This window comes from Microbacterium allomyrinae (genome assembly GCF_020682705.1).
Lineage (GTDB): Bacteria > Actinomycetota > Actinomycetes > Actinomycetales > Microbacteriaceae > Microbacterium > Microbacterium allomyrinae.
Genome location: NZ_JAGTTN010000002.1, coordinates 370,985 through 396,042 on the forward strand (window position 1 = coordinate 370,985; position 25,058 = coordinate 396,042).

22 protein-coding genes are annotated in these 25,058 nt (G+C 67.9%); 11 read left to right on the forward strand and 11 right to left on the reverse strand.

The window, feature by feature from the left end:
- Window positions 1-87: 87 nt before the first annotated feature.
- The 3 genes from KEC57_RS08105 to zapE all read right to left on the reverse strand — a co-directional run bounded on the left by KEC57_RS08105 (window position 88) and on the right by zapE (window position 3,203).
- Complete coding sequence (locus tag KEC57_RS08105; RefSeq protein ID WP_229384058.1) at window positions 88-630, reverse strand: type II toxin-antitoxin system PemK/MazF family toxin; 543 nt, start codon at window positions 628-630, stop codon at window positions 88-90.
- Between the two features lie 96 nt (window positions 631-726).
- Window positions 727-1,968, reverse strand: coding sequence for an ammonium transporter (locus KEC57_RS08110; protein WP_229384059.1), 1,242 nt, complete (start codon window positions 1,966-1,968; stop codon window positions 727-729).
- Between the two features lie 206 nt (window positions 1,969-2,174).
- On the reverse strand, window positions 2,175-3,203 hold the full coding sequence (zapE, locus tag KEC57_RS08115; RefSeq protein ID WP_229384060.1) for a cell division protein ZapE: 1,029 nt from the start codon (window positions 3,201-3,203) through the stop codon (window positions 2,175-2,177).
- A gap of 184 nt (window positions 3,204-3,387) precedes the next feature.
- Between zapE and KEC57_RS08120 the strand changes: the two genes are divergently transcribed.
- Together KEC57_RS08120 and KEC57_RS08125 are read left to right on the forward strand one after the other, a co-directional pair.
- Window positions 3,388-4,296: a sulfurtransferase gene (locus KEC57_RS08120; RefSeq protein WP_229384061.1), complete on the forward strand. Its 909-nt coding sequence runs from the start codon at window positions 3,388-3,390 to the stop codon at window positions 4,294-4,296.
- 63 nt (window positions 4,297-4,359) lie between these two features.
- Window positions 4,360-4,800, forward strand: a complete 441-nt coding sequence (locus KEC57_RS08125) for a SufE family protein (RefSeq protein WP_229384062.1) — start codon at window positions 4,360-4,362, stop codon at window positions 4,798-4,800.
- A gap of 1 nt (window position 4,801) precedes the next feature.
- Here KEC57_RS08125 and KEC57_RS08130 read toward each other — a convergent pair whose 3' ends face one another.
- A complete protein-coding gene (locus KEC57_RS08130; protein ID WP_229384063.1) occupies window positions 4,802-6,004 on the reverse strand; it encodes an alpha/beta hydrolase family protein in 1,203 nt (400 codons plus the stop codon).
- A gap of 25 nt (window positions 6,005-6,029) precedes the next feature.
- On the opposite strand from KEC57_RS08130, the gene KEC57_RS08135 reads away from it, so the two are divergent.
- The 6 genes from KEC57_RS08135 to KEC57_RS08160 all read left to right on the forward strand — a co-directional run bounded on the left by KEC57_RS08135 (window position 6,030) and on the right by KEC57_RS08160 (window position 12,550).
- A complete protein-coding gene (locus KEC57_RS08135) occupies window positions 6,030-6,620 on the forward strand; it encodes a DUF3000 domain-containing protein (RefSeq protein ID WP_229384064.1) in 591 nt (196 codons plus the stop codon).
- Window positions 6,613-7,812, forward strand: coding sequence for a ribonuclease D (locus tag KEC57_RS08140; RefSeq protein WP_229384065.1), 1,200 nt, complete (start codon window positions 6,613-6,615; stop codon window positions 7,810-7,812). The genes KEC57_RS08135 and KEC57_RS08140 overlap by 8 nt, the downstream gene beginning before the upstream one ends.
- A gap of 72 nt (window positions 7,813-7,884) precedes the next feature.
- Window positions 7,885-9,087, forward strand: a complete 1,203-nt coding sequence (locus tag KEC57_RS08145; RefSeq protein ID WP_229384066.1) for a thiolase family protein — start codon at window positions 7,885-7,887, stop codon at window positions 9,085-9,087.
- Between the two features lie 10 nt (window positions 9,088-9,097).
- Window positions 9,098-11,242: a 3-hydroxyacyl-CoA dehydrogenase NAD-binding domain-containing protein gene (locus KEC57_RS08150; protein ID WP_229384067.1), complete on the forward strand. Its 2,145-nt coding sequence runs from the start codon at window positions 9,098-9,100 to the stop codon at window positions 11,240-11,242.
- Window positions 11,243-11,324: 82 nt separating this feature from the next.
- Entirely contained in the window at window positions 11,325-12,002 is a 678-nt protein-coding gene (locus tag KEC57_RS08155; RefSeq protein ID WP_229384068.1) for a TetR/AcrR family transcriptional regulator, read from the forward strand.
- Window positions 11,999-12,550 (forward strand): hypothetical protein, encoded by a 552-nt coding sequence (locus tag KEC57_RS08160; RefSeq protein ID WP_229384069.1) that lies wholly within the window; start codon window positions 11,999-12,001, stop codon window positions 12,548-12,550. The genes KEC57_RS08155 and KEC57_RS08160 overlap by 4 nt, the downstream gene beginning before the upstream one ends.
- Here KEC57_RS08160 and dxs read toward each other — a convergent pair.
- From dxs to dut, 5 genes are all read right to left on the reverse strand, one after another.
- Entirely contained in the window at window positions 12,547-14,499 is a 1,953-nt protein-coding gene (gene dxs / locus KEC57_RS08165) for a 1-deoxy-D-xylulose-5-phosphate synthase (RefSeq protein WP_229384070.1), read from the reverse strand. The two genes, KEC57_RS08160 and dxs, sit on opposite strands and share 4 nt — an antisense overlap.
- 98 nt (window positions 14,500-14,597) lie before the next feature.
- A complete protein-coding gene (locus KEC57_RS08170; protein ID WP_229384071.1) occupies window positions 14,598-17,432 on the reverse strand; it encodes an aconitate hydratase in 2,835 nt (944 codons plus the stop codon).
- 136 nt (window positions 17,433-17,568) lie between these two features.
- Window positions 17,569-18,333: a DUF3159 domain-containing protein gene (locus KEC57_RS08175; protein WP_372456991.1), complete on the reverse strand. Its 765-nt coding sequence runs from the start codon at window positions 18,331-18,333 to the stop codon at window positions 17,569-17,571.
- Window positions 18,330-18,929: a DUF3710 domain-containing protein gene (locus KEC57_RS08180; RefSeq protein WP_229384072.1), complete on the reverse strand. Its 600-nt coding sequence runs from the start codon at window positions 18,927-18,929 to the stop codon at window positions 18,330-18,332. The genes KEC57_RS08175 and KEC57_RS08180 overlap by 4 nt, the downstream gene beginning before the upstream one ends.
- A complete protein-coding gene (gene dut / locus KEC57_RS08185) occupies window positions 18,926-19,378 on the reverse strand; it encodes a dUTP diphosphatase (RefSeq protein ID WP_229384073.1) in 453 nt (150 codons plus the stop codon). The genes KEC57_RS08180 and dut overlap by 4 nt, the downstream gene beginning before the upstream one ends.
- A 12-nt stretch (window positions 19,379-19,390) precedes the next feature.
- On the opposite strand from dut, the gene KEC57_RS08190 reads away from it, so the two are divergent.
- Complete coding sequence (locus KEC57_RS08190; RefSeq protein ID WP_229384074.1) at window positions 19,391-19,879, forward strand: DUF3093 domain-containing protein; 489 nt, start codon at window positions 19,391-19,393, stop codon at window positions 19,877-19,879.
- Here the strand turns inward: KEC57_RS08190 and KEC57_RS08195 are convergent.
- A complete protein-coding gene (locus tag KEC57_RS08195) occupies window positions 19,854-20,147 on the reverse strand; it encodes a DUF4193 domain-containing protein (RefSeq protein ID WP_229384075.1) in 294 nt (97 codons plus the stop codon). The genes KEC57_RS08190 and KEC57_RS08195 overlap by 26 nt on opposite strands.
- A 208-nt stretch (window positions 20,148-20,355) precedes the next feature.
- Here KEC57_RS08195 and sepH point away from each other — a divergent pair, with 208 nt between their 5' ends.
- Window positions 20,356-21,399, forward strand: a complete 1,044-nt coding sequence (gene sepH / locus KEC57_RS08200) for a septation protein SepH (protein ID WP_229384076.1) — start codon at window positions 20,356-20,358, stop codon at window positions 21,397-21,399.
- Window positions 21,400-21,410: 11 nt separating this feature from the next.
- On the opposite strand, the gene KEC57_RS08205 is transcribed toward sepH, so the two are convergent.
- Window positions 21,411-22,526 carry an alkaline phosphatase family protein gene (locus KEC57_RS08205; RefSeq protein WP_229384077.1) on the reverse strand — a complete coding sequence of 372 codons (1,116 nt, stop codon included), beginning with the start codon at window positions 22,524-22,526 and terminating at the stop codon, window positions 21,411-21,413.
- A gap of 66 nt (window positions 22,527-22,592) precedes the next feature.
- On the opposite strand from KEC57_RS08205, the gene KEC57_RS08210 reads away from it, so the two are divergent.
- Window positions 22,593-25,052, forward strand: coding sequence for a DNA gyrase/topoisomerase IV subunit A (locus tag KEC57_RS08210; RefSeq protein ID WP_229384078.1), 2,460 nt, complete (start codon window positions 22,593-22,595; stop codon window positions 25,050-25,052).
- Window positions 25,053-25,058: the final 6 nt, after the last annotated feature.

Here is a 25,058-nt window from a genome sequence, read left to right on the forward strand (position 1 = left end):
CAAAGAAACCCCTGGCAGATCCCTCTTCCGGGGGTTTTCCCATTCCTGAACGCGTCGTACGCACGAACGGCGAGTCCGCCTCGTCGATCAGTTGCCGACATCCCACCCGTATCGGCGATGAAGGGCATCCGCCACCCGCGCGAAGCGTTCGAGATCGAGGGCGGATGCCTCGCGTCGCATACCGTCGCGATGCACGCGGTAGATCTGCTCGATGTCGACCCAGGACGGCCGACCGCGCGAATCCCAGTCCCCGGATCCGATCGACAGGAAGTCGCGGTCGCCGTCATGGGCCTTGCTGGTCAGGCGCACGACGTAGACGCGTTCGTCGTCCTCACGGGCGATGACGAGGACGGGGCGGTCTTTTCCACGCCCGTCGTGCTCGCTGTACGGCACCCACGTCCAGACGATCTCCCCCGCATCGGGATCGCCGTCGCGATCCGGGGCGTAGCCGATCCGCAGCGCTCCGCGCGCGGGCGGGACGACCTCGACCGTCGCGGACGAGCCTCGCTGCGCGGCCGACAGGCCCGCCGTGACGGCGGACGTGCGTGCGGCGGGAGCGGTGGTCGCCGTCTTCTTCCGGGGTCGGAACAGTCCGGCGAGGGCGGCGAGCAGGCCGTTGCGTGGGGTCACATCGTCACCCTAGTCAGAGGCAGCGAACCTGGACGAACGGCGAGGGCGCCGCGGCGATGCCGCGACGCCCTCGTTACCGGGGAGAAGTGTTGCGAGTCAGACGCGTTCGTCCAGGAGGTAGCCCTCCTCGCCGTGCACGACGGTGTCGACACCGGCGAGCTCGTCTTCGTTCTTCACGCGGAAGCCGATCGTCTTCTCGATGATGATGCCGATCACGAAGGCCACGATGAACGAGTAGATCAGGACGCCGAAGGCTGCGATGACCTGAACCACCAGCTGCTCGGGTCCGCCACCGAGGAGCAGGCCGGTCTCGGTCGCGAAGAAGCCGAGGTAGATCGTTCCGATGAGGCCACCGACGAGGTGGATTCCCACGACGTCGAGCGAGTCGTCGAAGCCGAGCTTGAACTTGAGCTCGATCGCCAGGGCGCAGACCGCACCGGTGACGACGCCGAGCAGCAGCGCGAAGCCGGGTGTCAGGTTCGCACAGGCCGGGGTGATCGCGACGAGACCCGCGACAGCACCGGAAGCAGCGCCGACCGAGGTGGGCTTTCCGTCCTTGAGCTTCTCGACGATGATCCAGCCGATGACTGCGGCGGCGGTTGCGCCCAGCGTGTTGATCGTGATGAGGCCGACACCGCCCATGTCCTCCGAGAGCCACTCGGCGCCGCCGTTGAATCCGAACCAGCCGAACCACAGGATCGCGGCGCCCAGGAGCGTGAGCGGCACGTTGTGCGGCTTGAGGATGCCCTTCTGGAAGCCGATGCGCTTTCCGAGGACGAGGGCGAGTGCGAGGGCTGCCGCACCGGCGTTGATGTGGACCGCGGTGCCACCGGCGTAGTCGATGACGGCCACGCCGCTCTCCTCGCCGAAGATCGTCGTGCCGAGGTTGTAGACCCAGCCGCCGCCCCAGACCCACGCCGCGACGGGGAAGTAGACGAGAGTGGCGAAGAGGCCCGCGAAGATGATCCAGGCGCCGAACTTCGCGCGGTCCGCGATCGCTCCCGAGATCAGCGCGACCGTGATGATCGCGAACGTCGCGCCGTATGCGGTGCCGAGCAGGCCGGTGTTCGCGCCTTCGCCGGACGCGAGGCTCGCGAGACCGAAGTCGCTGAACGGGTTGCCTGCGAAGCTCCAGGTGCTGTCGACGACGCTCATGTTGGCGCCGTAGAGAATCCAGAGCACGCTGACGAGGCCGAGAGCGCCGAAGCTCATCATCATCATGCTGACGACGCTCTTCGCCTTGACCAGGCCGCCGTAGAAGAACGCCACACCGGGCGTCATGAAGAGGACTAGAGCGGTCGCAGTGACCGCCCAGGCGATGTTGCCGGGTGCGTCCATGGGGTGTTTCCTCGCATCGGGTCGGTGACAGGGACACGAGCGTCACGGGTGTCCGCTGCGTGCTGTCGCAAGTTTTGCGAGTGCGGGTTTCACCCGTCGTCCGTATCGTGTTTCGCGATCGTTACGACGACCCCCCGTACGTAAACATCACGTTTCGTCAGGGCGAGAGCGTGCCGCGAAATGCCCCGAACGGGCGGCGCCGCGGATCAGGCGAGAGTAGAGGCCACGAGGCGCGAGATCGCCCGAAGGTACTTCTTGCGGTACCCGCCGGCGAGCATCTCGTCGGGAAAGACGAGGTCGAGAGAGGTTCCCATGGCGCGGATCGGCAGCTCGGCGTCGTACACCCGGTCGATGAACGCGACGAACCGGAGCGCCGCGGACTGGTCGGTGAAAGGCTCCACATCGCGCAGCCCCACCACCGAGAGACCGTCGATCAGCTTGATGTAGCGGGAGGGGTGCACGCGCGCGAGGTGGCTCACGAGGTCGCCGAACGCGTCGTCCGACACCAGGGCGCTGGTCGCGGCATCCGCGATCGCCGCCTCGTACTGGGCGCCCGAGAGGACGGCGGCATGCCCGTCGACCGCGCGGTGGCGGAAGTCGGTGCCGTCGATGCGGATCGTCTGGAAGCTGGCCGACATCGCGTGGATCTCCCGGAGGAAGTCCTGTGCGGCGAAGCGGCCCTCGCCGAGCGCGTTCGGCGGAGTGTTGGATGTCGCGGCCAGCCGCGTCCCGGACGTCACCAGCTCCGCGAGCAGTCTCGTCATGACCATGGTGTCGCCGGGATCGTCGAGCTCGAACTCGTCGATGCAGAGCAGATCCGCGCCGCGGAACAGCTCGACGGTGTTCTGATAGCCCAGGGCTCCTACGAGCGCGGTGTATTCGATGAACGATCCGAAGTACTTCCGGCGCGCGGGAAGCGCGTGGTAGATCGATGCGAGCAGGTGGGTCTTGCCGACGCCGAAGCCGCCGTCGAGGTAGACACCGGGCTTGATCTCCGGTCGCTTCGCGCGCCGGAACAGGCCCCCCTTGGCTGCCGGTGCGGCACCTGCGAACGCCTGCAGCAGGTCCTTGGCCTCTTGCTGCGAGGGGAACGCCGGGTCCGCGCGGTATGTGGCGAAGGTCGCGTCGGCGAACTGCGGCGGCGGGACGAGCGCGGCCACCATCTCGGCGCCGGCGAGCTGCGGGGTCAGCTCCGCGAGGTGGACGACGCCGGTGCGGGTGGCGGAGACGGTCATACGGATCCTGTGTCGGAGTCTTGTGGACCTGCGACGTCGTCCATGCCCGGCGGGCTGTGACGGCGTCTTACAGCTGGGGTGTGCTCCCCCGCCCGGGAATCTAGGGTCGGAAGGGACGGTTCAACCCTATCCGTCACCCGCTGCGGCCCCGACCCGGGCTGCGCGCCCACACGAGGAGTCGTCCATGTCCGTCGAGCCCGACAACACGTCTGCCAAGTTCGCCGAGTACGCCGAGCCCGGACGGCTCGTCACGACCGAATGGCTCCAGGCGCGGCTGGGCAAGCCGGGCCTCGTCGTCGTGGAGTCCGACGAGGACGTCCTGCTCTACGAGACCGGGCACATCCCGGGCGCGGTGAAGGTGGACTGGCACACCGAGTTGAACGACCCGGTCGTGCGGGACTACGTCGACGGCGCGGGCTTCGCGGCGCTGCTCGGGCGCAAGGGCATCTCGCGCGACGACACCGTCGTGATCTACGGAGACAAGAACAACTGGTGGGCCGCGTACGCATTGTGGGTGTTCTCGCTCTTCGGCCACGAAGACGTCCGCCTGCTAGACGGAGGTCGCGACAAGTGGATCGCCGAAGGACGACCGATCACGACGGACGCCGCCGCTTCGGCCCCGACCGAGTACCCGGTCGTCGAACGCGACGACACGTCGCTCCGTGCCTATAAGGACGACGTGCTCGCTCACCTCGGCCGAGGCCCGCTGATCGACGTGCGATCGCCTGAGGAGTACGACGGCTCGCGGACGACCGCGCCGGCATATCCGGAGGAGGGTGCGCTGCGCGCCGGCCACATCCCCACCGCCCGCAGCGTCCCGTGGGCGCGTGCCGTGGCATCCGACGGCGGATTCAAGCCGCGCGCCGAGCTCGACGCGCTCTACCGCGACGAGGTCGGACTCCAGGACGGTGATGCGATCGTGGCCTACTGCCGCATCGGCGAGCGGTCGAGTCACACCTGGTTCGTGCTCAGGCACCTGCTCGGATTCGACGATGTGCGCAACTACGACGGATCGTGGACCGAGTGGGGCAGCGCCGTCCGCGTGCCGATCGTCTCCGGAGCGGAGCCGGGCAGCGCCCCGGAGCGCAGCTGATCGTGCGCCCGATGTGGACCTGAGGCAGGCCGTGCGAACCGACGTCGTGGGATGATGGCGGAGATGACCGACGCGCCTCTTCCCGATAGTCTCGCCGCGATCCGTGACGAGTTCCTCGAGCTCGCCGAGCCCGACCGGCTGCAGCTGCTGCTGGAGTACTCCTACGAGCTCCCTGCGGTGCCGGCGGAGTACGAGGGGCGCCCTGAGCTGACGGAACGGGTGCTGGAGTGCCAGTCCCCCGTCTTCATCGTGCTCGACGTCGACGAGAGCGGGTCCGTGTCGATGCACGCCACCGCGCCGCCCGAAGCGCCGACGACGCGGGGCTTCGCGAGCATTCTGGTGCAGGGACTGACCGGCCTGAGCGTCGCCGAGGTGCTGGCCGTGCCCGCGGACTACCCGCAGAGCATCGGGCTCACTCGTGCCGTCTCGCCGCTGCGGATCTCCGGAATGACCGGCATGCTCATGCGCGCCAAGCGTCAGGTCGCCGCGAAGGCCGCGATCTGACTCACGACGGGGCGAGTCCGCGCTCGGTGACCCACGCGCGAATCGTGTCGCTCCACCGTTCCTGGTCGTAGTTCCACAGCTTGGTGTGTCGCGCGACCTCGAACACCTGCAGCTCGACGAGGTCGGGCCGGGCCGTGACGAGATCGTGCGAGGAGTCCGATGGCACGAAGCCGTCGTCATCGCTGTGAAGGATGAGGATCGGATGCCGCAGCTCGGCCGCTCGTGCCACCATGTCGAGCCGGTCGAACGGGATTGCGCCGCCGGAGCGTGTGAGCGGCGACGCCCACTCCGTCTGGAGTGCCTCTATCGCGAGACCGCTGACAGCGGTGGGCACCTTGAGGCTGCGCGCCTGGAACTCGAGGACCACGCGCCAATCGACGACGGGTGACTCGAGGATGAGTCCCTCGATGATGTCGCCGTGTGCAGAGTTCAGTGACAGTTGCAGCGCGATCGCGCCGCCCATCGACCAGCCCATCAGTATCACGCGCCGCGCGCCGCGGCGCCGTGCAAACCCGACCGCCGCATCGACGTCGCGCCATTCGGTCGCGCCGAGCGTGTAAGTGCCGCTGCGGCTGCGGGGGGCTTCGCCATCGTTGCGGTACGACACGATGAGCGAGGTGACACCGAGGCCGTGGAACACGGGGACGGCACGCAGGCACTCCGCGCGCGTGGTGCCGCGGCCGTGGATCTGGATCACCCAGGTCTCGCCGTCTCCGGCGGGGAACAGCCACGCGGGGCATGGTCCGATCGTGGAGCCGATCAGTTCGGGGGTGAAATCGAGATGCAATTGCTCGGGGCGGTCGTAGTACCACCCGCTGAAGGCGGCGTCGGGTGCGAGGCTCGCGTCGGAGCCGATGTGCGTGAGCAGCTTGCGCTTGACGCTCGTCTCGTCTTCGGAGAGCACGGAACCGAGCTTCACGTACGAGGACGAACCGGTCGTGAACAGCCCATATCTGCCGGGCAGCTCGGTATCGGGTGTACGCGAGAGGGTGATCGTCTGCGCACCGGTGTCGAGGGCGAGGATGCGCGTGTCGGGCAGTCGCGCCGCGGGGGTCACGACGCGGCGCGCCATGCGGACGGAGCCGGCTGCGAGCAGGGCGAGCACGCCGGCGAGAGCCAGGCTCAACACCGTGAGCGCGGCCTTCACACCGGCGAGGAGAGCGGGTGATGCGCCGCGCAACGCGGCGCGCCTGGAGGAGACCATCGAGGCCTCACTCTAGTCTGTCGGCGTGGCTGAGCAGCGTCCTCCGGCGGCACCTTCTTCGTTCGAGGAAGCGGCCGAGGCTCTGCGCGCGATGGAGTTCCGTGATGATCTCTTGGTGCGCGAGATCGCTGCACCGAACGGTCTTGCGCCGCACACCATCGCCGTTGCCGGCGATGTGCGCTCGGATGCGGACGGGGTGGAGTCTCCCTACGGCACCGGCAGGCTCGTGCTCATGCACGACCCCGACGAGCCCGCACCGTGGAACGGGCCCTGGCGGATCGTATGCTTCGCACAGGCGCCGCTCGAGCCGGAGATCGGGACGGATCCGTTGCTCGCCGACGTCGCGTGGGCATGGCTGACCGATGCGCTGAAATCGCGGCGTGCCGGATTCCACTCGGCGTCCGGAACGGCAACCAAGACACTGTCCAAAGGCTTCGGCTCGCTGGCTACGGAAGGCGATGGCGCACAGATCGAACTGCGTGCCTCCTGGTCACCGGAAGGCGCGATCGGCCCGCACGTGGAAGCATGGGCGGAGTTGGTGTGCATGCTGGCGGGACTCCCGCCGGGTTCGGAAGGGATTGCGATGCTGGGTTCGCGTAGGTCGACGCGTGGCTGATTATGTCGTCATCGATGAGGTCGACGGTGTGTTGGAGGCGGCGCTGCTGCTCGCCGAGGGCACCGGTCCTGTCGCGGTAGACGTCGAAAGGGCGTCGGGTTTTCGGTACTCGCAGCGCGCCTATCTCGTCCAGGTCTTCCGCCGTGGCGCAGGTGTGTTCCTGTTCGACCCGCCACCGATCGGAGACTTCACCGCTCTGCAGGAGGTCATCGGCGGCGAGGAATGGGTGCTGCACGCCGCGAGCCAGGATCTGCCGTCGCTGCGCGAGATCGGTCTCGAACCCGAGAGGATGTTCGACACCGAGTTGGCCGCCCGGCTGCTCGGGCACGAGCGCGTCGGGCTCGGCGCCGTCGTCGAGGACACTCTCGGGATCACGCTCGCCAAGGCCCACTCGGCGTCGGACTGGTCCACTCGGCCGCTCCCGCAGGCGTGGCTCGAGTACGCCGCGCTCGATGTCGAATACCTCATCGACGTGTACGACAAGCTGGTCGCCGAGCTCGCCGATCAGGGCAAGACGGAATTCGCTGCCGAGGAGTTCCGGGCGGTGCTCGAGCGCGAGCCCAAGCCGCCGCGTGACGAGCCATGGCGGCGGCTGAGCGGCCTGCACACGGTGCGCGGCCGCAAGGCCCTCGCGGTGGCGCGTGAGCTCTGGACGGCCCGCGAGGACTACGCCCGTGAGCAGGATGTCTCGCCGGGGCGCCTCGTCCCCGACCGCGCGCTCGTCGCCGCTGTGCTCGCCGACCCGACCTCGAAGAGCGGCCTCGCCGCCGTCAAAGAATTCACGGGCAGGGCCAGCCGTTCGCAGCTGGACCGCTGGTGGGCCGCGATCGAGGCGGGCCGCGCAGAGACTCAGCTGCCGCTCGAGCGGGCGACCGGCGGTGACACGCTGCCGCCGCCGCGTGCCTGGGTGGACCGCAACCCCGAGGCCGATGCACGGCTGAAGGCCGCTCGGCCGGTCGTCGAACAGCGTGCCGAAGAGCTCGGGATGCCGACGGAGAACCTCTTGACCCCCGAACTCCTGCGTCGCCTCGCCTGGTCGCCGCCCGAGCCGGTGACGGCGGTGTCCGTCGGTGAGACACTCGAATCCCTCGGCGCTCGTTCGTGGCAGATTGCGCAGACTGCACAGCTGATTGCGGATGCCTTTGTGGGATCCGTGCAAGAGGCGACAATCGTGTCCGAATCCGCTTCGTAGGATTCCCCCACCCGATTCCTGGCGCTCGACGGGCGCTCCTAGGCTGGCTGCATCCCTATTATTGGAGGCAGAGTGGCCGAGATTTCGGACGTCTTCTTCGTGGACGGCATGCGTACCCCTTTCGGGCGAGCCGGCGAAAAAGGCATGTACTGGAACACCCGTGCGGATGATCTCGCCGTGAAGGCGACGATCGGGCTCATGGAGCGCAACCCGGATGTTCCGGCGGACCGCGTCGACGATGTTGCGATTGCGGCGACCTCGCAGACGGGCGATCAGGGCCTCACCCTGGGCCGCAGCGTCGCGATCCTCGCCGGGCTTCCCCAGACTGTGCCTGGATTCGCGATCGACCGCATGTGCGCGGGCGCGATGACGAGCGTCACCGCGATGGCCGGATCGATCGGCGTCGGCATGTACGACGTGGCCCTCGCGGGCGGCGTCGAGCACATGGGGCACCACCCCATCGGCGCGAACACCGACCCCAACCCCCGCTTCGTCGCGGAGAAGATGGTCGATCCGGGCGCGCTGAACATGGGCGTCACCGCGGAGCGCATCTTCGATCGCTTCCCGCACCTGACGAAGGAGCGCTCGGACCGGTTCGGCATGCTGAGCCAGCACAAGGCGCAGGCCGCATACGACGCCGGCAAGTTCCAGCCCGATCTGGTCTCGGTGGCCGTCAAGGACGCTGAGGGCTCGTGGGGTCTCGCAACGGTCGATGAGGGCCGTCGTCCGCAGACCACGATGGAGGATCTCGCGGCGCTGAAGACCCCGTTCCGGCCGCACGGCCGGGTGACGGCGGGCACCTCGTCGCCCCTCACCGATGGTGCGACGATGTCGCTGCTTGCCGGCGGCGGCGCGGTGAAAGAGCTGCGTCTGCGCCCGAAGATGCGCCTCGTGTCCTTCGCGTTCGCGGGGGTTCAGCCCGAGATCATGGGCATCGGTCCGATCCCGTCGACCGAGAAGGCGCTGCGCAAGGCAGGGCTCACGATCGAGGACATCGGCCTGTTCGAGCTCAATGAGGCCTTCGCGATCCAGGTGATCTCCCTCCTCGATCATTTCGGCATCGCCGACGACGATGCTCGCGTGAACCAGTGGGGCGGCGCGATCGCGCTCGGCCACCCGCTCGCCGCGTCCGGCGTGCGCCTCATGATTCAGCTGGCGGCGCAGTTCGCGGAGCGACCCGACGTGCGCTACGGCCTCACCGCGATGTGCGTGGGGCTCGGCCAGGGCGGCTCCGTCGTCTGGGAGAACCCCCACTACGACGGCAAGAAGAAGTAGGGCCCGAGGAATGACGAACTACGAAGAGATCGACTTCTCCCCCATCCAGGCGCTCACCGAGGGCGAGGTGATCACCCACTCGCGAGTGCGCGACATCCGCCTCGGCTCGGGCAAGGTCCTCGCACTGGTCACGCTCGACAACGGTCGCGACCACACCCGCCCCAACACCCTGGGACCGGCCACGATGACCGCGCTCGGCGAGACTCTCCAGGCGCTCAAGACGCGCGCCGCGACCGATGAGATCCAGGCCGTCGGCATCACCGGCAAGCAGTACATCCTCGCCGCCGGTGCGGATCTGTCCGACATCACCAAGGTGGGGTCGAAGGACAACGCCCGCCTGGTCGCGCAGCTCGGCCACATGGTGCTCGGCAAGCTGTCGGATCTGGGCGTGCCTTCGTTCGCGTTCGTCAACGGGCTCGCGCTCGGCGGCGGGCTCGAGATCGCACTGAACTCGACCTATCGGACGGTGGATGCCTCGGCCGCCGCCATCGCGCTGCCCGAGGTCTTCCTCGGCATCATCCCCGGGTGGGGCGGCGCATATCTGCTGCCGAACCTGATCGGCATCGAGAACGCGCTCGAGGTCGTCATCTCGAATCCGCTCAAGCAGAATCGGATGCTCAAGCCCCAGCAGGCGTTCGAGTACGGGATCGTCGACGCGATCTTCCCCGCGGCGAACTACCTGGAGAACTCGCTGAGGTGGGCCGACGGAGTGCTCTCGGGCGCGACCAAGGTGGAGCGCAAGCATGAGCCGGGCAAGATCGAGCGTCTGACCAAGTGGCCGATCGCGATCAAGATGGCCCGCGGCATGCTCGAGTCGAAGATCGGCACCGTGCCACGCTCGCCCTATGTCGCACTCGACCTGCTCGACAAGGCGAAGAACGGCACCAAGGCCGAGGGCTTCGCTCGGGAGGACGACGCCCTGGCCGAGCTCGTGACGGGCGACCAATTCGCGGCATCCATGTATGCGTTCGACCTGGTGCAGAAGCGCGCCAAGCGCCCGGTCGGCGCTCCCGACAAGGCGCTCGCCAGGAAGGTCACCAAGGTCGGCATCATCGGCGCCGGGCTCATGGCGAGCCAGTTCGCTCTGCTGTTCGTGCGCAAGCTCCAGGTTCCCGTGCTCATCACCGACCTCGATCAGGCACGAGTCGACAAGGGAGTCGCGTACATCCACGAGGAGATCGGCAAGCTCGAGGCCAAGGGCCGCCTCGATGGCGACAGCGCCAACAAGCTGCGTGCGCTCGTCACGGGAACCACCGATAAGAGCCTCTATGCGGACTGCGACTTCGTCATCGAGGCCGTGTTCGAGGAAGTCGGCGTCAAGCAGCAGGTGTTCGGCGAGATCGAGAGGATCATCGCCGAAGACGCGGTGCTCGCGACCAACACCTCGTCGCTGTCTGTCGAGGAGATCGGCTCCAAGCTCGCACATCCCGAGCGTCTCGTCGGATTCCACTTCTTCAACCCGGTCGCGGTCATGCCGCTCATCGAGATCGTGAGGACACCCGAGACGTCGGAAGCAGCGCTGTCCACGGCGTTCATCGTGGCGCGAAACCTCGGCAAGAACGCGGTGCTCACCGCCGACGCGCCCGGGTTCGTCGTGAATCGTCTGCTCGCGAAGGTCATGGGAGAGGCGGCGCGAGCCGTCTATGAGGGCACCCCGGTCGCAGATGTCGAGAGGGCGTTCGCTCCCCTCGGGCTGCCGATGGGCCCTTTCCAGCTCATCGACCTCGTCGGCTGGAAGGTCGCCGCACACGTGCAGGACACCATGGTGCGCGCCTTCCCCGAGCGGTTCTACGCGAACGAGAACTTCCACGTGCTCGCGGAGCTGCCGGAAGTCGTCGAGAAGGACAAGGGCGGCCGCGTCGTCGGCTTCACGAAGGCCGCGGAGAAGGCCCTCAAGCCCGCCGTGGGAAACACCCCGGCTCCGGCTGCGGTCATCCTCGCGCGCGTGCAGGACGGTCTCGCGCAGGAGATCAGGCTCATGCTCGACGAGGGGGTGGTCCCTGAGGTCGAAGACATCGACCTCTGCCTCATCCTCGGTGCGGGGTGGCCCTTCATCGACGGCGGCGCATCGCCCTACCTCGACCGCGAAGGCGCCTCCATCCGCGCCTTCGGCGATACCTTCCATCACCCGGTGATCAAGGGAATCGGCTCGTAGCGTCGTCGTTCGACATCGGAAGGGCGCATCCATGGCGGATGCGCCCTTCCGCATTCACCCGATGCGGTTCTAGACTCTGAACATGTTCAGTTCTGCGATCGTCCCTCCGACGAAGAGCCAGCGCACCCGCGCGCACATCCGCGACGTGGCGCTCGTGTCCTTCCGCGAACGCGGCTATGACGCCACGACGATCCGGCTCATCGCGCAGGAGGCGGGAGTGTCTGTGGGAACGACCAACTACCACTTCTCCTCGAAGAACCACCTCGTGCAGGAGCTGTACCTCGACGTGCAGAACGCGCACCGCGAGGCGGCCGCACCGCTGCTTGCGGCATCTGGAGACCTCGTCCATCGGATCGGCATCGTCTACCGCTGCGGACTCGACCAGCTCTCGGCGTATCACCCCTTCGCACCCGAGTTCCTCTCAGCGGCAGTATCGCCGCGGTCGCCGATCAACCCGCTGTCGGACGAGTCAGCGCCGGCGCTGGCGATCGTCGAGGGGCTCTTCCGGGAGGCGGTGGACGGGGCATCCGCAGCGCTGCCCGCGGAGTTCCGCGATGGCTTTCCCCACGCCCTCGTGCTTGCGCACCTGCTCCTCGCGCTGTTCTGGGTGTACGACCGCTCCCCCGGCCAGAAGCGCACGCACGCTCTTCTGGAGCGCGGACTGCGGCTGCTGCGCCTCGCGCTGCCCCTCACCCGGCTGCCGCTGCTGCGCAAGCCGCTCCGAGAGCTGCTCGACCTTGTGGCGGATGTGAAGGCATGAGCGAGCGGACGCCGGATCCCTCGCCGCGGACGGACGCCGAGCCCATGGCGTTCACGGCCGATGAATTCCTCCGAGGGGCCGTCGCCGCGTGGCTGTGGTTCAACCTGCTCTTCGACCCCACGCTGGCGGTCGTCTCCGTCATGTCGCAATCGCCGCAATGGGGTCCGTGGTGGTCCGGTGCCGCGATGATGCTCCTGTACGGCGCGCCGATCGCGTTCGTGGTCTCGGGGTTGGTGACCCTCCTGTCCTGCGGCGCGGCATGGATCGTGGGGCGAATGCTGTCTCGCCGGCGATCCTTCGTCCTGCATTCCGCCTGCTTTGCGCTCCTCGGCGCCGCGATCGGCACCCTCGTCGTCGTCGGCTACACCGTCGCGATCGGCGCATCCGTGGGCGAGATGAACCCGATCGCGGTGATCGCGATCGGATCGTCCGCTGCGGCTGTGCCGCTCGGATGGGGCTGGACCGTTCGACGGTCGGTGCGGATCGAAGCCGGACGCGAACGACGGCCGAGCGCGGATGTCGACGCCGAGTACGAGGATTCGCTCTAGCGGCGTTCCTCGCGGGAGAGATCGTCGATCGTGGGGATCTCGCTCGTCTGCGCACCGCGTGCAACGGGGATCCGCGTTCCCAGCACCTGGGCCACGACATCCTGCGCGATCTTCGCAGGCATCAGACCGGCGTCCTCGAGGATCTGCTCGCGCGTCGCGTGATCGATGAACGCATCGGGGACGCCCAGTTCGTCGACGGCCGTGTCGACACCGGCTTCCCGCAGCACCTGACGTACACGAGTGCCGATGCCGCCGACACGGATGCCGTCCTCGATCGTGATGACCAGGCGATGCGATGCCGCGAGCTCGACGATCGACGGCTGCACCGGAATGACCCACCGAGGATCGACCACGGTCGCGCCGATGCCCTGGGCACGCAGACGCTCGGCCACCTCCATCGCGGTGTGCGCCATCGGGCCGATGCCCACGAGCAGCACGTCCTGCGCCTCGGAGCGCGCCAGAATGTCAACGCCGTCCGCCAGGCGCTCGATCGCAGGAAGATCGGGACTGACCTGTCCTTTCGGAAAGCGAATGACCGTCGGCGCGTCGTCGACGGCCACAGCCTCGCGCAGCTCTTCGCGCAGTCGGGATTCGTCGCGGGGCACTGCGATGCGGATGTGCGGCACGATCTGCAGTATTGCGAGGTCCCAGATGCCGTGATGGCTCGGGCCATCGGGACCGGTGACCCCCGCACGGTCGAGCACGAAGGTGACTCCCGCGCGGTGGAGTGCGACATCCATCAGCACCTGATCGAATGCGCGGTTCATGAAGGTCGCGTAGATCGCGACGACGGGATGCAGGCCACCGAACGCGAGTCCCGCCGCGGAGGCCACCGCATGCTGTTCGGCGATGCCGACGTCGTAGACGCGATCGGGAAAGCGCTGCGCGAACGGCAGCAGGCCCGTGGGGCGGAGCATGGCGGCCGTCATCGCGATGACGTCGTCGCGTTGCGAGCCGACCTCGACCAACTCGTCGGCGAAGACGTCGGTCCATGCCTTCCCGCCACCGCCGCCGATCGCCTCGCCGGTCACCGGGTCGATCTTGCCGACAGCGTGGAACTGGTCGGCTTCGTCCTCGCGGGCGGGTGCGTAACCACGACCCTTCTCGGTGATCGCGTGGACGATGACGGGAGCACCATAGGATTTCGCGAGCTCGAGGGTCTCCATGAGCGTGGGAAGGTCGTGGCCGTCGACCGGGCCGAGGTACTTGATGTCGAGGTTCGAGTAGAGCGCAGCGTTGTTCGTGAAGCGCGACAGGAACCCATGGGTGCCCCCGCGCACACCGCGATACACCGCGCGCGCGGCCGGACCGAGCTTGCGTGACAGCGAGTCAGAGCCGCGGTGCAGCGATCGGTACGAGTCGGCGGTGCGCACGCGGTTGAGATAGCGAGCCATGCCGCCGATGGTGGGCGCGTAGGAGCGGCCGTTGTCGTTGACGACGATCACGAGATTGCGGTCGTTGTCGTCGGAGATGTTGTTCAGCGCCTCCCACGTCATGCCGCCCGTCAGAGCCCCATCGCCGACGACCGCGACAACATGCCGATCCTTGCGGCCGGTGCGGGTCAGCGCCCGAGAGACGCCGTCGGCCCAGCTGAGGGAGCTCGATGCGTGGGAGGACTCGACGACGTCGTGCGCGCTCTCGGATCGCTGCGGATAGCCGGCCATTCCGCCGCGTGCGCGCAGATCCGCGAAATCCTGGCGACCCGTGAGGAGCTTGTGCACATAGGACTGATGTCCGGTGTCGAAGATGAACGGGTCGGATGGCGAATCGAACACGCGGTGCAGTGCGATCGTGAGTTCGACGACGCCCAGATTCGGGCCCAGATGCCCGCCGGTGCGGGAGACGTTCTCGACGAGGAATTCGCGGATCTCGTTGGCGAGCTGCTCGAGCTGATCGATCGTCAGCGTGTCGAGGTCACGGGGTCCGGCAATGGACGACAGCAACGACATCCTGCTCTCCTTTCCCAGCCCCGGACGGGCCCTGTCATTCTAGCTGGGGCATGGCTGAGGGGCCGGACGCACCGCGTCCGGCCCCTCAGCGATCGATGTCAGACCAGTGACCGCAGCACGTACTGCAGGATGCCGCCGTTGCGGTAGTAGTCGGCTTCGCCGGGCGTGTCGATGCGAACGACCGCGTCGAAGGTGATCGTCTCTTTGCCGGCGGCCGAGAACTCGCTCGGGGCTGCCGTGACCTTGACGGTCTTCGGTGTGACGCCCTCGTTGAGCTGTTCGAGGCCCTCGATCGAGACGATCTCGGTGCCGTCGAGGCCAAGCGACTCCCAGCTCTGACCGGCCGGGAACTGAAGGGGCACGACGCCCATGCCGATCAGGTTCGAGCGGTGAATGCGCTCGAAGCTCTCGGTGATGACCGCCTTGACGCCCAGCAGGCTGGTTCCCTTGGCGGCCCAGTCACGCGACGAACCCGAGCCGTACTCCTTGCCGCCGAAGACGACCAGCGGGGTTCCCTGTGCCTGGTAGTTCTCGCACGCGTCGTAGATGAACGACTGCGGGCCGCCCTCCTGCGTGAAGTCGCGCGTGTAGCCGCCCTCGACGACCGCACCGTCGTTGACCGCGGACACGAGCAGATTCTTCAGTCGGATGTTCGCGAACGTGCCGCGGATCATGACCTCGTGATTGCCGCGGCGCGAACCGAACGAGTTGAAGTCCTTCTGCGCCACGCCGTGCTCGGTGAGGTACCGCGCCGCGGGGGTGCCCGCCTTGATGTTGCCGGCCGGCGAGATGTGGTCGGTCGTGACCGAGTCGCCGAGCGTCGCCATAACGCGCGCGCCGTGAATGTCGCTGACCGGCGTCAGCTCCATCGTCATGCCGTCGAAGTACGGCGCCTTGCGCACGTAGGTCGAGTTCTCGTCCCACTGGAAGACGGAGTCATCCGGGGTCGGGAGGTTCTTCCAGCGGTCGTCGCCCTCGAACACGGTGGCGTACTGCTTGATGAACTGCTCGCGCGAGATCGACGTGTCGATCGTCGCCTGCACTTCCTCCGGCGTGGGCCAGATGTCCTTGAGGAAGACGTCGTTGCCCTCGGTGTCGGTGCCGAGCGGGTCGGTCTCGAAGTCGAAGTGCATCGATCCGGCGAGGGCGTAGGCGACGACGAGCGGCGGCGACGCGAGGTAGTTCATCTTCACGTCCGGGCTGATGCGCCCTTCGAAGTTGCGGTTGCCCGACAGCACGGCGGTGACGGCGAGATCGTGGTCGTTGATCGCGGCCGACACCTCTTCGATCAAGGGTCCCGAGTTGCCGATGCAGATCGTGCAGCCGTAGCCGACCGTGAAGAATCCGAGGCTCTCGAGATCCTTGTCGAGGCCGGACTTCTCGTAGTAGTCGGTGACGACCTTCGAGCCGGGGCCGAGCGTGGTCTTCACCCACGGCTTGCTCTTCAGGCCCTTCTCGACGGCCTTGCGCGCGAGAAGGCCGGCTGCGAGCATCACCGAGGGGTTCGACGTGTTCGTGCACGACGTGATCGCTGCCAGCGTCACGGCGCCGTTGTCGAGGATGTAGGACGTGCCGTCGGGAGTGCGGACCTTGACCGGCTTGGAGGCCGCGGCGGGACCGCCGCTGGAGATGTGGACGATGCGCGTCTCCTCGTGCTCGTCACCAGGCGCGGCGCCGGGGTCCGATGCGGGGAAGGAGTGCTTCGACTCGAGGTCGACGATGTCTGCGGACGTGGTCGGTGCCGCGTAGTTGAGGATGTCCTTCTCGAACTGCGTCTTCGCCTCCGACAGCAGGATGCGGTCCTGCGGGCGCTTGGGCCCGGCGATCGAGGGGACGACCGTCGAGAGGTCGAGTTCCATGTACTCGCTGAAGGTCGGCTCGTGCGACGCGTCGTGCCACAGCTTCTGGACCTTCGCGTACTGCTCGACGAGGGCGACGGACTCGTCGCTGCGGCCGGTGAGACGCAGGTAGTCGAGGGTCACGTCGTCGATGGGGAACATCGCGGCGGTGGAGCCGAACTCCGGGCTCATGTTGCCGATGGTGGCGCGGTTGGCCAGCGGCACCGAGCCGACGCCTGCGCCGTAGAACTCGACGAACTTGCCGACCACGCCGTGCTTGCGGAGCAGGTCGGTGATCGTGAGGACGACGTCGGTCGCTGTGACACCGGCGGGGATCTCGCCGGTCAGCTTGAAGCCGACCACTCGCGGGATCAGCATCGACACGGGTTGACCCAGCATCGCAGCCTCGGCCTCGATGCCGCCGACGCCCCAGCCGAGCACGCCCAGGCCGTTGACCATGGTGGTGTGGGAGTCGGTGCCCACGCAGGTGTCGGGGTAGGCGCGCAGCACGCCGCCGACGCTGCGGTCGTAGATGACCTTCGCGAGGTGCTCGATGTTGACCTGGTGGACGATGCCGGTGCCCGGCGGGACGACCTTGAAGTCGTCGAAGGCCGTCTGCCCCCAGCGGAGGAACTGGTACCGCTCGCCGTTGCGCTCGTACTCGATCTCGACGTTGCGCTCGAGTGCGTTCTCGGTGCCGAAGAGGTCTGCGATGACCGAGTGGTCGATCACCATCTCCGCAGGCGAGAGCGGATTGATCCTATTGGCGTCTCCGCCGAGCGCCTCGACGGCCTCGCGCATGGTGGCGAGGTCGACGATGCAGGGCACGCCGGTGAAGTCCTGCATGACCACGCGCGCCGGGGTGAACTGGATCTCGGTGTCGGGCTCGGCCGCGGCATCCCATGATCCGAGCGCTTCGATCTGAGCCTTGGTCACATTCGCGCCGTCTTCGGTGCGGAGGAGATTCTCCAGGAGCACCTTGAGGCTGAACGGGAGCTTCTCGAAACCGGGGACGGTGTCGACGCGGAAGATCTCGTAGTCGGTGCTGCCGACCGTCAGGGTGCTCTTGGCACCGAAGCTGTCAACCGTGGACACGTCTGTCTCCTTCGTCGGCGGCGGGAGCGGGCCGTGGGCCCGGTCCTCCCCATCTTCCCCTGGCCTGGGCGCCTCTGCTAGTGAGGTCAACCTAATCCACTCGGGGAGAATTTATCTTGATGTCAAGATAAATATATCACTTCGGAGTCTGCGGATAGAGCGCGCGGACGGCGAGCCACGTGACGGCGACGAGTGGTGCGAACAACGGCAGCCCCATCACGAGCTTGAGGGTTCCGAGTGCCGTCACGTCGCCGGCGAAATAGAACGGGAGCTGTACGAGCAGCCGCGCCGCGAAGAGCCCCGCCCACGCGATCGCGAGCCAGAAGTACACGCGACGCTTGCGCTTGTCGGCGCGCCAGGCTGTTCCCTCGCCCATGAGGAAGCCCGAGGCGAGCCCGATGAGAGACCATCCGATGAACGCCGAGACGAGGAACGCGGTTCCGTAGAGCGCATTCGTCACGAAACCCGGGATGAAGTTGTTGGTCGCCTCGCCCGTGAACGCGGCGAACGCGGCGGCGACGCCGGCCGCGACGAGACCGCTGACCGCGGCGGTGACCGGCTGCCGGGCGATGAGTCGGGCGATCGTGAACGCCGCGGCGATTCCCACCGACAGACCCAAGGCGAGCCAGAGGTTTCCGTCCCCGCTCTCGCGGTCGATCGTGACGGTGTAGGCGAGGATGAAGACCAGGCCGGGCAGTACCGACTCGAGGACACCGCGCCATCCGCCCATCGCCGCCCACACGACGTGACCGGTGCTCTTGCCCTCTGCGGGGTCCATGCCGGCTCGCCGCGCCGCACTCCCGAGTGCGGCGCCGAGCATGTCGGATGCCGACGGCTGAGGCTCGTTCGCCGGCTCGGGTCCGTCCTCGATCGGGCCGTTCGTGCGCGCGTCGTCGCTCACGCGACGCCCGGCGTGGCCGGCATGCGCAGTGGAATGAGATCGCGGGGCGGCATCGGCGAGCCGCCGCGCACGACGACGATGGAGCGGAAGAGGTCCTCGATCTTCGCCGCGGCCTCGACGTCCGAGGTCGCCGCGCCGCCGATCACGCCGCGCAGGAACCAGCGCGGTCCGTCGATCCCGATGAAGCGCGCGAGACGCTTGCCCGCTGTGCTGTCGGGTCCGGCGACGACGGGAACCTCGGCCAAGAGTTCGGGACCGAGAGGTCCTTCTCGCTCTTCGACCCGTCCGCCCTGCTGGCGGATCTGCTGGCGGATCTGCTCGCGCGTCTCCTCCCACAGCCCGTTCGAGCGGGGCGCGGCGAACGGCTGCACCTGCAGGGTCGAACCGGCGTAGTCCAGGCCGACCGCGACGATGCGCTTGGTCTGCTCCTCGACCTCGAGACGCAGGTTCAGGCCTTCACGCGGAAGGATCTTGATTCCGCCGAGGTCGATGTAGGGCCGGACCGGGTTCGCCTCGGACTCGTCGAAGGGGCCCGCGGTGCTGCGGTCCTCGGGCGTGTTCGACTGCGGCGCGTCGTCGGGGGTGGGATCAGTCATGCGAGGACTCCGTCCTTCTGGTAGCCGGTGGAGCCGAAGCCGCCTTCGCCTCGAGCGCTGTCGGGCAGCGTCTCCACAGGAATGAATCGGGTGCGCGGAACCGGCATCACGATCATCTGCGCGATGCGATCGCCGACCGCGATGTCATGGGCGTGCTCGGCGTCGGTGTTGAGCAGGATGACCTTGATCTCGCCCCGGTAGCCGGCGTCCACGGTGCCGGGAGCATTGACGACAGTGATGCCGTGCTTGGCGGCCAGGCCGCTGCGGGGTACGACGAATGCGACATGCCCCTCCGGAAGCGCGATACGCACTCCCGTTCCGACCATCGCCCGCTGGCCGGGTTCGAGTCGAACGGCCTCCGCCGCGACGAGGTCGGCTCCGGCATCCCCGGGGTGCGCGTACGCGGGGGCGTCGGGGGCGATAATGAGGACGTCCACCGTTTCAGTCACCCAACGAGGGTAATGCAGAAGACAGCGCGCAAGACCAGGGCCGACGTCTATCGAGAGAGACTCGGGCCCTCCTTGTGGATCCTGGTCTCGGCGGCGGTCGTCGCGCCGATGACGGCGCTCGTCGTCACTCCCATAGACACGACGCTCGCACTGGCGATCGGGGTAGGGGTCGGAGTCGTGCTGATCGTGCTGCTCCTGATGGCTTCCCCGGTCGTGGAAGTGCGCGACGGAGAGCTTCGCGCGGGACGGGCGCATATCGACGTCGAGTTCCTGGGAGAACCCGAGGTGCATGTGGGAGACGACGCGCGGCACGCGCGTGGTGCGGGGCTCGACCCGCGATCCTGGCACCTGATACGGGGCGGGATCGACGGCGTCGTGGTCACGCCGGTCGCCGATCCCGACGACCCGACGACGATGTGGGTCATCTCGTCGCGGACGCCGGATCGGCTCTCGGCCGCGTTGCGGCGGGCTCAGGCTACGCGGAGCACTCCGCGCAGATAGGTCCGTCAGCGGTGTCGTGATCGAGCTGCGAACGGTGCTTGACCAGGAAGCAGTTCACACAGGTGAACTCGTCTTCCTGCGGGGGGAGCACGACGACGTCGAGCTCCAGGTCCGACAGATCGGCACCGGGGAGTTCGAAGCCCGAGGGGTTGTCGGCGTCCTCCACGTCGACCGAACCCGAGAGCTTGTCGGGAACACGCTCCTTGAGCGCTTCGATCGACTCACTGTCATCCTCGGTCTTGCGGGGGGCGTCGTAATCGGTGGCCATGCGTCGAGGTCTCAACTTCCGGGTATCGCGGTTGCACGCCCTTTCGGGCGGCCATAGTTTGCACGACCGAATCCCAATACGCAAATGCGAGGGGAAAGAACACTGACCGTGCGTTCGCGTGAAACTCGCGCCACGCGCTGGATATTCCCGGCGCATGCGGTTCGCTATGACACCATGGGCGAACACGCAGGATCGGAGGGGCGTTCGCATGGAGCAGCTCAAGGTCATCGGAACCGAGGACGACAAGCTCATCCTGGCGACGGAGTCCGGCGAGAGGTTTTCGCTCGACGTCGACGATGTGCTCCGTGTCGAGTTGCGCAAGGCCCGTCGTGAACGCGACGCGGATGTGCAGACCGTCCGTCCCAGTCCCCGTGAGATCCAGTCGCACATCCGTGCCGGACTCTCGGCAGACGAGGTGGCCGCGCTCTTGGGCGCACGCGTCGAGGACGTTGTGCGATTCGAAAGCCCCGTCCTCGCCGAGCGCGAGCACATCGCCGGACAGGCGCTGGCGGTGCCGGTTCTTCTCGGCGGGGACTTCGAAGGCGACGGCCAGGTGACCTTCGGCTCCGCGGTACGTGCGAAGCTCGCGGAGGCCGGTGCCACAGGCGAGCGCTGGACGAGCTGGAAAGAGCCGACCGGCTGGATCGTCAAGCTCGAGTTCACAGCGAACGACGTCGCCCACGACGCGCGTTGGGGGTTCGACCCGCGGCGCAGCACGCTGTCGCCACTCAACGCCGACGCCATCCAGCTCTCTCGGCAGGGATCACTCCCCGACGGCCTGATCCCCCGCCTGCGCGCGCTCGAGAGCGTGCCGCCCAAGGACGACTCCCGCTTCGACAGCGGTGCCTTCGGTCCGCGTCGGCTCCCCGATGCCGATCTGGAGTCGCCTGATCTTCCCGTACCGACCGCTCCCGCGGTGCAACAGGCGGCCATCAAGCGGGCCAGTGAGCCCACCGTGACCTCGGCCGAGACAGCCGACCTGCTCGAGGCGCTGCGGCGCCGCCGCGGTCAGCGCGAGCCGCTCCCAGGTTCCGACGAGGTCACCACCTCTGCGCCGCGAGGCTCGGCGCCGGTCGCGCTGTTCGATGCGCTCGAGCCGGGATACGACGAGGCGCCGGACGACCAGGGTCCGGCCGACGGCTCCGAACATCAGGCTGCTTCGCAGGCGGTCGCCGAGGCAGGGCGCCGCAAGGGCCGCACCTCGATGCCGTCGTGGGACGAGATCGTCTTCGGCGCACGCACCGACGACTGAGTCGATCGGCCTCAGGCGAATGCGCCGAGCCGGAGAAGCGGCACGATCCGCTCTTCGTCGGTGAGAGAGCCGTGCTGACCCACCATCTTCTGCGGCCCCTTGTCGCTGAGACGGTCGTCGTAATATGCGATTCCTGCACGGGGGGCGACGACGACGTCGCCGATGCGCTCGTAGACCTCGGGGGCGACGGCGCCCATCACGCCGGAGGCGATCAATTCGGCGCGAGATGCCACCCAGGACCGCTCGCCTTCGGTCTCCCGCCAGCGCGCGAGCACGTCGGCGGCGGTGCCAGGCTCGGTGTAGAGGTGCAGCATGCGAGGTTCGCCCCCGATGAGCCGTACGCCGTCGAGGAGCGGATCACCGTCCGCGAGCAGGACGTGACGGTGACGCGGGACATCGACCATGCCGTGATCCGAGGTGACGATGAGCCCGGTGCCGGACGAGAGCGACCCGGCGAGCGTGCGGGCCGCGGCATCCACCCGTTCCAAGGCCGCCACCCATTCGGCGGACTGCCAGCCGCGCTTGTGGCCGATCGCGTCGAGATCCGGGGCGTACAGATACGTGAGAGAGCCCGGATGCCGCGCCGCGAGGTCCGCCGCGAGTCGCACCCGTTCGTCGAGGTCTTCGGCACCGTGGAACTGCGCGCCGCCGAGCGTGACCTCGGTGAATCCGGTGCCGGCGTACATCGGCCTGGTGACGGTGAAGAAGGGGCGGCCCAGCGTCTGGGGCAGTGGGGTCGCACGCTGGAACGAATGCGGAAGCCCGTCGGTATCCCATCCACGCAGCTGGTTCACGACATGATCGGTTCCAGGAATCCGCGCGCGATACCCGACGATGCCATGTTCCCCCGGTGTCGTGCCCGTGAGCAGGCTGGTGAGCGCGGCGGCCGTCGTCGACGGGAACACCGTGCGCGCGACATCCCGCTTCGTCCTCGCCTCCGCCAGAAAGCGCGCGTGACCGGTGTGGGATGCGAGGTTGTGCGCACCGAGACCGTCGATCACCCAGACGATGGCACTTCGCGCAGGGGCGAACCACTCCGAGCGCCCCTCGAGTGCGGCCGACATCTCGGGCACGACACGGGTGAGGCTCCGGGCGCGCGGCGGGTCCACGGGTAGGCTGAGGGACATCGGGGCCAGTCTCGCACACCGCACGCAGGCCCCAGCCGCTCCGCCGTCACCCGAGGCCTCATCGTCATGCCCGCATCCCGCACCGACTCCACTCCTGCAGACCACGGTCGCATCGAGGACGTCGACGTCTCGTCAGAGATGCAGACGTCGTTCCTCGAGTACGCGTACTCCGTCATCTATTCGCGCGCGCTCCCCGACGCGCGTGACGGTCTCAAGCCGGTACAGCGGCGCATCCTCTTCCAGATGGCGGACATGGGCCTGCGGCCCGATCGCGGGCACGTCAAGAGCGCCCGCGTCGTCGGCGAGGTGATGGGAAAGCTCCACCCCCACGGAGATGCCCCGATCTACGATGCCTTGGTGCGTCTCGCGCAGCCCTTCTCGCTGCGCGTGCCCCTCGTCGACGGGCACGGCAACTTCGGCTCCCTCGACGACGGCCCTGCGGCGCCCCGCTACACCGAGGCGCGACTCGCGCCCCCCGCTCTTGCGCTCACCGAGAACCTCGACGAAGACGTCGTCGACTTCATCCCGAACTACGACGGACAGTTCCAGCAGCCCGAAGTGCTGCCGGCGGCGTTCCCGAACCTGCTCGTGAACGGCACCACCGGCATCGCGGTCGGCATGGCGACCAATATGGCGCCCCACAACCTCATCGAGGTCGTCGGCGCGGCGATCCACCTGCTCGACAACCCCGAGGCGACGGTCGAAGAACTCATGGAGTTCGTACCTGGCCCCGATCTTCCCGGCGGCGGCATCATCGTGGGTCTCGACGGCATCAAGGATGCCTACACCGCGGGGCGCGGGAGCTTCCGCACCCGCGCGAAGGTATCGGTGGAATCACTGGGACCGCGTCGCATGGGGCTCGTGGTCACCGAGCTTCCCTACCTCGTCGGTCCCGAGCGCATCATCGACAAGATCAAGGACGCTGTCAACGCCAAGAAGCTCCAGGGTATTGCCGACGTCAACGATCTGACCGACCGGCACCACGGCCTGCGTCTGGTCATCGGCATCAAGACGGGGTTCGACCCCCAGGCCGTGCTCGATCACCTGTACCGGCTCACGCCGCTCGAAGACTCCTTCAGCATCAACAACGTCGCGCTCGTCGAGGGGCAGCCGCAGACGCTCGGGCTGCGCGAACTGCTTCGCGTGTATCTGGATCACCGCATCAACGTGGTCACCCGGCGCAGCCAGTTCCGCCTGGCTCGTCGCAAAGAGCGACTGCACCTCGTCGAGGGGCTGCTCGTCGCCATCGTCGACATCGACGAGGTCATCCAGGTGATCCGCGCCTCGGACGACAGCGAGCAGGCGCGTGCACGGCTCATCGACGTCTTCGATCTCTCCCACCTGCAGGCCGAGTACATCCTGGAACTGCGACTGCGTCGACTCACGCGCTTCTCCCGCATCGAACTCGAGGCCGAGCGCGACACCCTCAAGGCCGAGATCGCCCAGCTCGAGGAGCTGCTGGCCAGCGAGGTGCTGCTTCGTGCGTTGGTCGCGCGCGAGCTGGATGCCGCGGCCGAGGCATTCGGCACCCCGCGGCGCACTCTGCTTCTGAACGGCGGTCCGGTCCAGCCTCGTTCGCGCGCCGCGGCTGCCACGGCCGATCTGCAGATCGCCGATGCACCGTGCCGCGTCTTCCTCTCCGCGACCGGGCGCATGGTGCGGGCCGAAGTGGCCGCCGACGCCCCCAACGGCGGAATCGTCCCGCCGGCGCGGCGCTCCAAGCACGACGCGATCCGCGCATCGGTCGACGCCACGACGCGCGGCGACCTCGGAGCGGTCACGAGCGCCGGCAGGCTCGTTCGCTTCTCCCCCGTCGACCTGCCGTCGGTGCCCGGCAACTCGGTTCAGCTCGCCGCGGGAACTCGCGCCGACCAGTATCTCGGACTCGGCAGCGGTGAGCATGTCGTCGGCCTCGTGCCGCTGACGGACGGGCCGCCGATCGCCCTGGGCACGCAGCAGGGCGTGGTCAAGCGCGTCGCCGCGGGCGAGATCGGAACGAAGCACGACATCGAGATCATTGCGCTGAGAGACGGCGACAGGGTCCTGGGCGCGGCGACCGCGTCGGATGGTGCGGAGCTCGTCTTCGTTGCGAGCGACGCCCAGCTACTGCGCTTCGATGCGTCGTCGGTTCGCACGCAGGGCCGGTCCGCGGGCGGGATGGCCGGCATCCGGCTGACGGATGGTGCTGAGGCGATCTCGTTCGACGTCGTCGGGCCATCGGACTTCGGGGCGGTGGTCGTGACCGTCGCGGGCTCGACCACGGCGCTGGCCGGCACCGACGCGGGCAGCGCGAAGGTGTCGCCGTTCAGCGAGTTCCCGGCGAAGGGCCGAGCGACCGGCGGCGTCCGCGCGCAGCGCTTCCTCAAGGGCGAAGACGCACTCACCCTCGCCTGGGTGGGAACGGATCCGCGCGGTGTCGGCACGGACGGCGCGACGCGCGCACTGCCCGAGCCAGGTGCCAAGCGGGATGCCTCGGGGACACCCTTGGACGGCGTCGTCGGCGCGGTCGGCACCGGGGTTCGCTGAGCCGGG

Excerpts from the sequence above, each read along its gene's own strand:
- KEC57_RS08190 (WP_229384074.1), top strand. The coding sequence starts at position 19,391 with ATGCAGAAGACAGCGCGCAAGACCAGGGCCGACGTCTATCGAGAGAGA.
- zapE (WP_229384060.1), bottom strand. The coding sequence starts at position 3,203 with ATGACCGTCTCCGCCACCCGCACCGGCGTCGTCCACCTCGCGGAGCTG.
- KEC57_RS08205 (WP_229384077.1), bottom strand. The coding sequence starts at position 22,526 with ATGTCCCTCAGCCTACCCGTGGACCCGCCGCGCGCCCGGAGCCTCACC.
- KEC57_RS08210 (WP_229384078.1), top strand. The coding sequence starts at position 22,593 with ATGCCCGCATCCCGCACCGACTCCACTCCTGCAGACCACGGTCGCATC.
- KEC57_RS08155 (WP_229384068.1), top strand. The coding sequence starts at position 11,325 with ATGTTCAGTTCTGCGATCGTCCCTCCGACGAAGAGCCAGCGCACCCGC.
- sepH (WP_229384076.1), top strand. The coding sequence starts at position 20,356 with ATGGAGCAGCTCAAGGTCATCGGAACCGAGGACGACAAGCTCATCCTG.
- KEC57_RS08150 (WP_229384067.1), top strand. The coding sequence starts at position 9,098 with ATGACGAACTACGAAGAGATCGACTTCTCCCCCATCCAGGCGCTCACC.
- KEC57_RS08125 (WP_229384062.1), top strand. The coding sequence starts at position 4,360 with ATGACCGACGCGCCTCTTCCCGATAGTCTCGCCGCGATCCGTGACGAG.
- KEC57_RS08110 (WP_229384059.1), bottom strand. The coding sequence starts at position 1,968 with ATGGACGCACCCGGCAACATCGCCTGGGCGGTCACTGCGACCGCTCTA.
- KEC57_RS08195 (WP_229384075.1), bottom strand. The coding sequence starts at position 20,147 with ATGGCCACCGATTACGACGCCCCCCGCAAGACCGAGGATGACAGTGAG.
- dxs (WP_229384070.1), bottom strand. The coding sequence starts at position 14,499 with ATGTCGTTGCTGTCGTCCATTGCCGGACCCCGTGACCTCGACACGCTG.
- KEC57_RS08160 (WP_229384069.1), top strand. The coding sequence starts at position 11,999 with ATGAGCGAGCGGACGCCGGATCCCTCGCCGCGGACGGACGCCGAGCCC.
- KEC57_RS08130 (WP_229384063.1), bottom strand. The coding sequence starts at position 6,004 with ATGGTCTCCTCCAGGCGCGCCGCGTTGCGCGGCGCATCACCCGCTCTC.
- KEC57_RS08180 (WP_229384072.1), bottom strand. The coding sequence starts at position 18,929 with ATGACTGATCCCACCCCCGACGACGCGCCGCAGTCGAACACGCCCGAG.
- KEC57_RS08120 (WP_229384061.1), top strand. The coding sequence starts at position 3,388 with ATGTCCGTCGAGCCCGACAACACGTCTGCCAAGTTCGCCGAGTACGCC.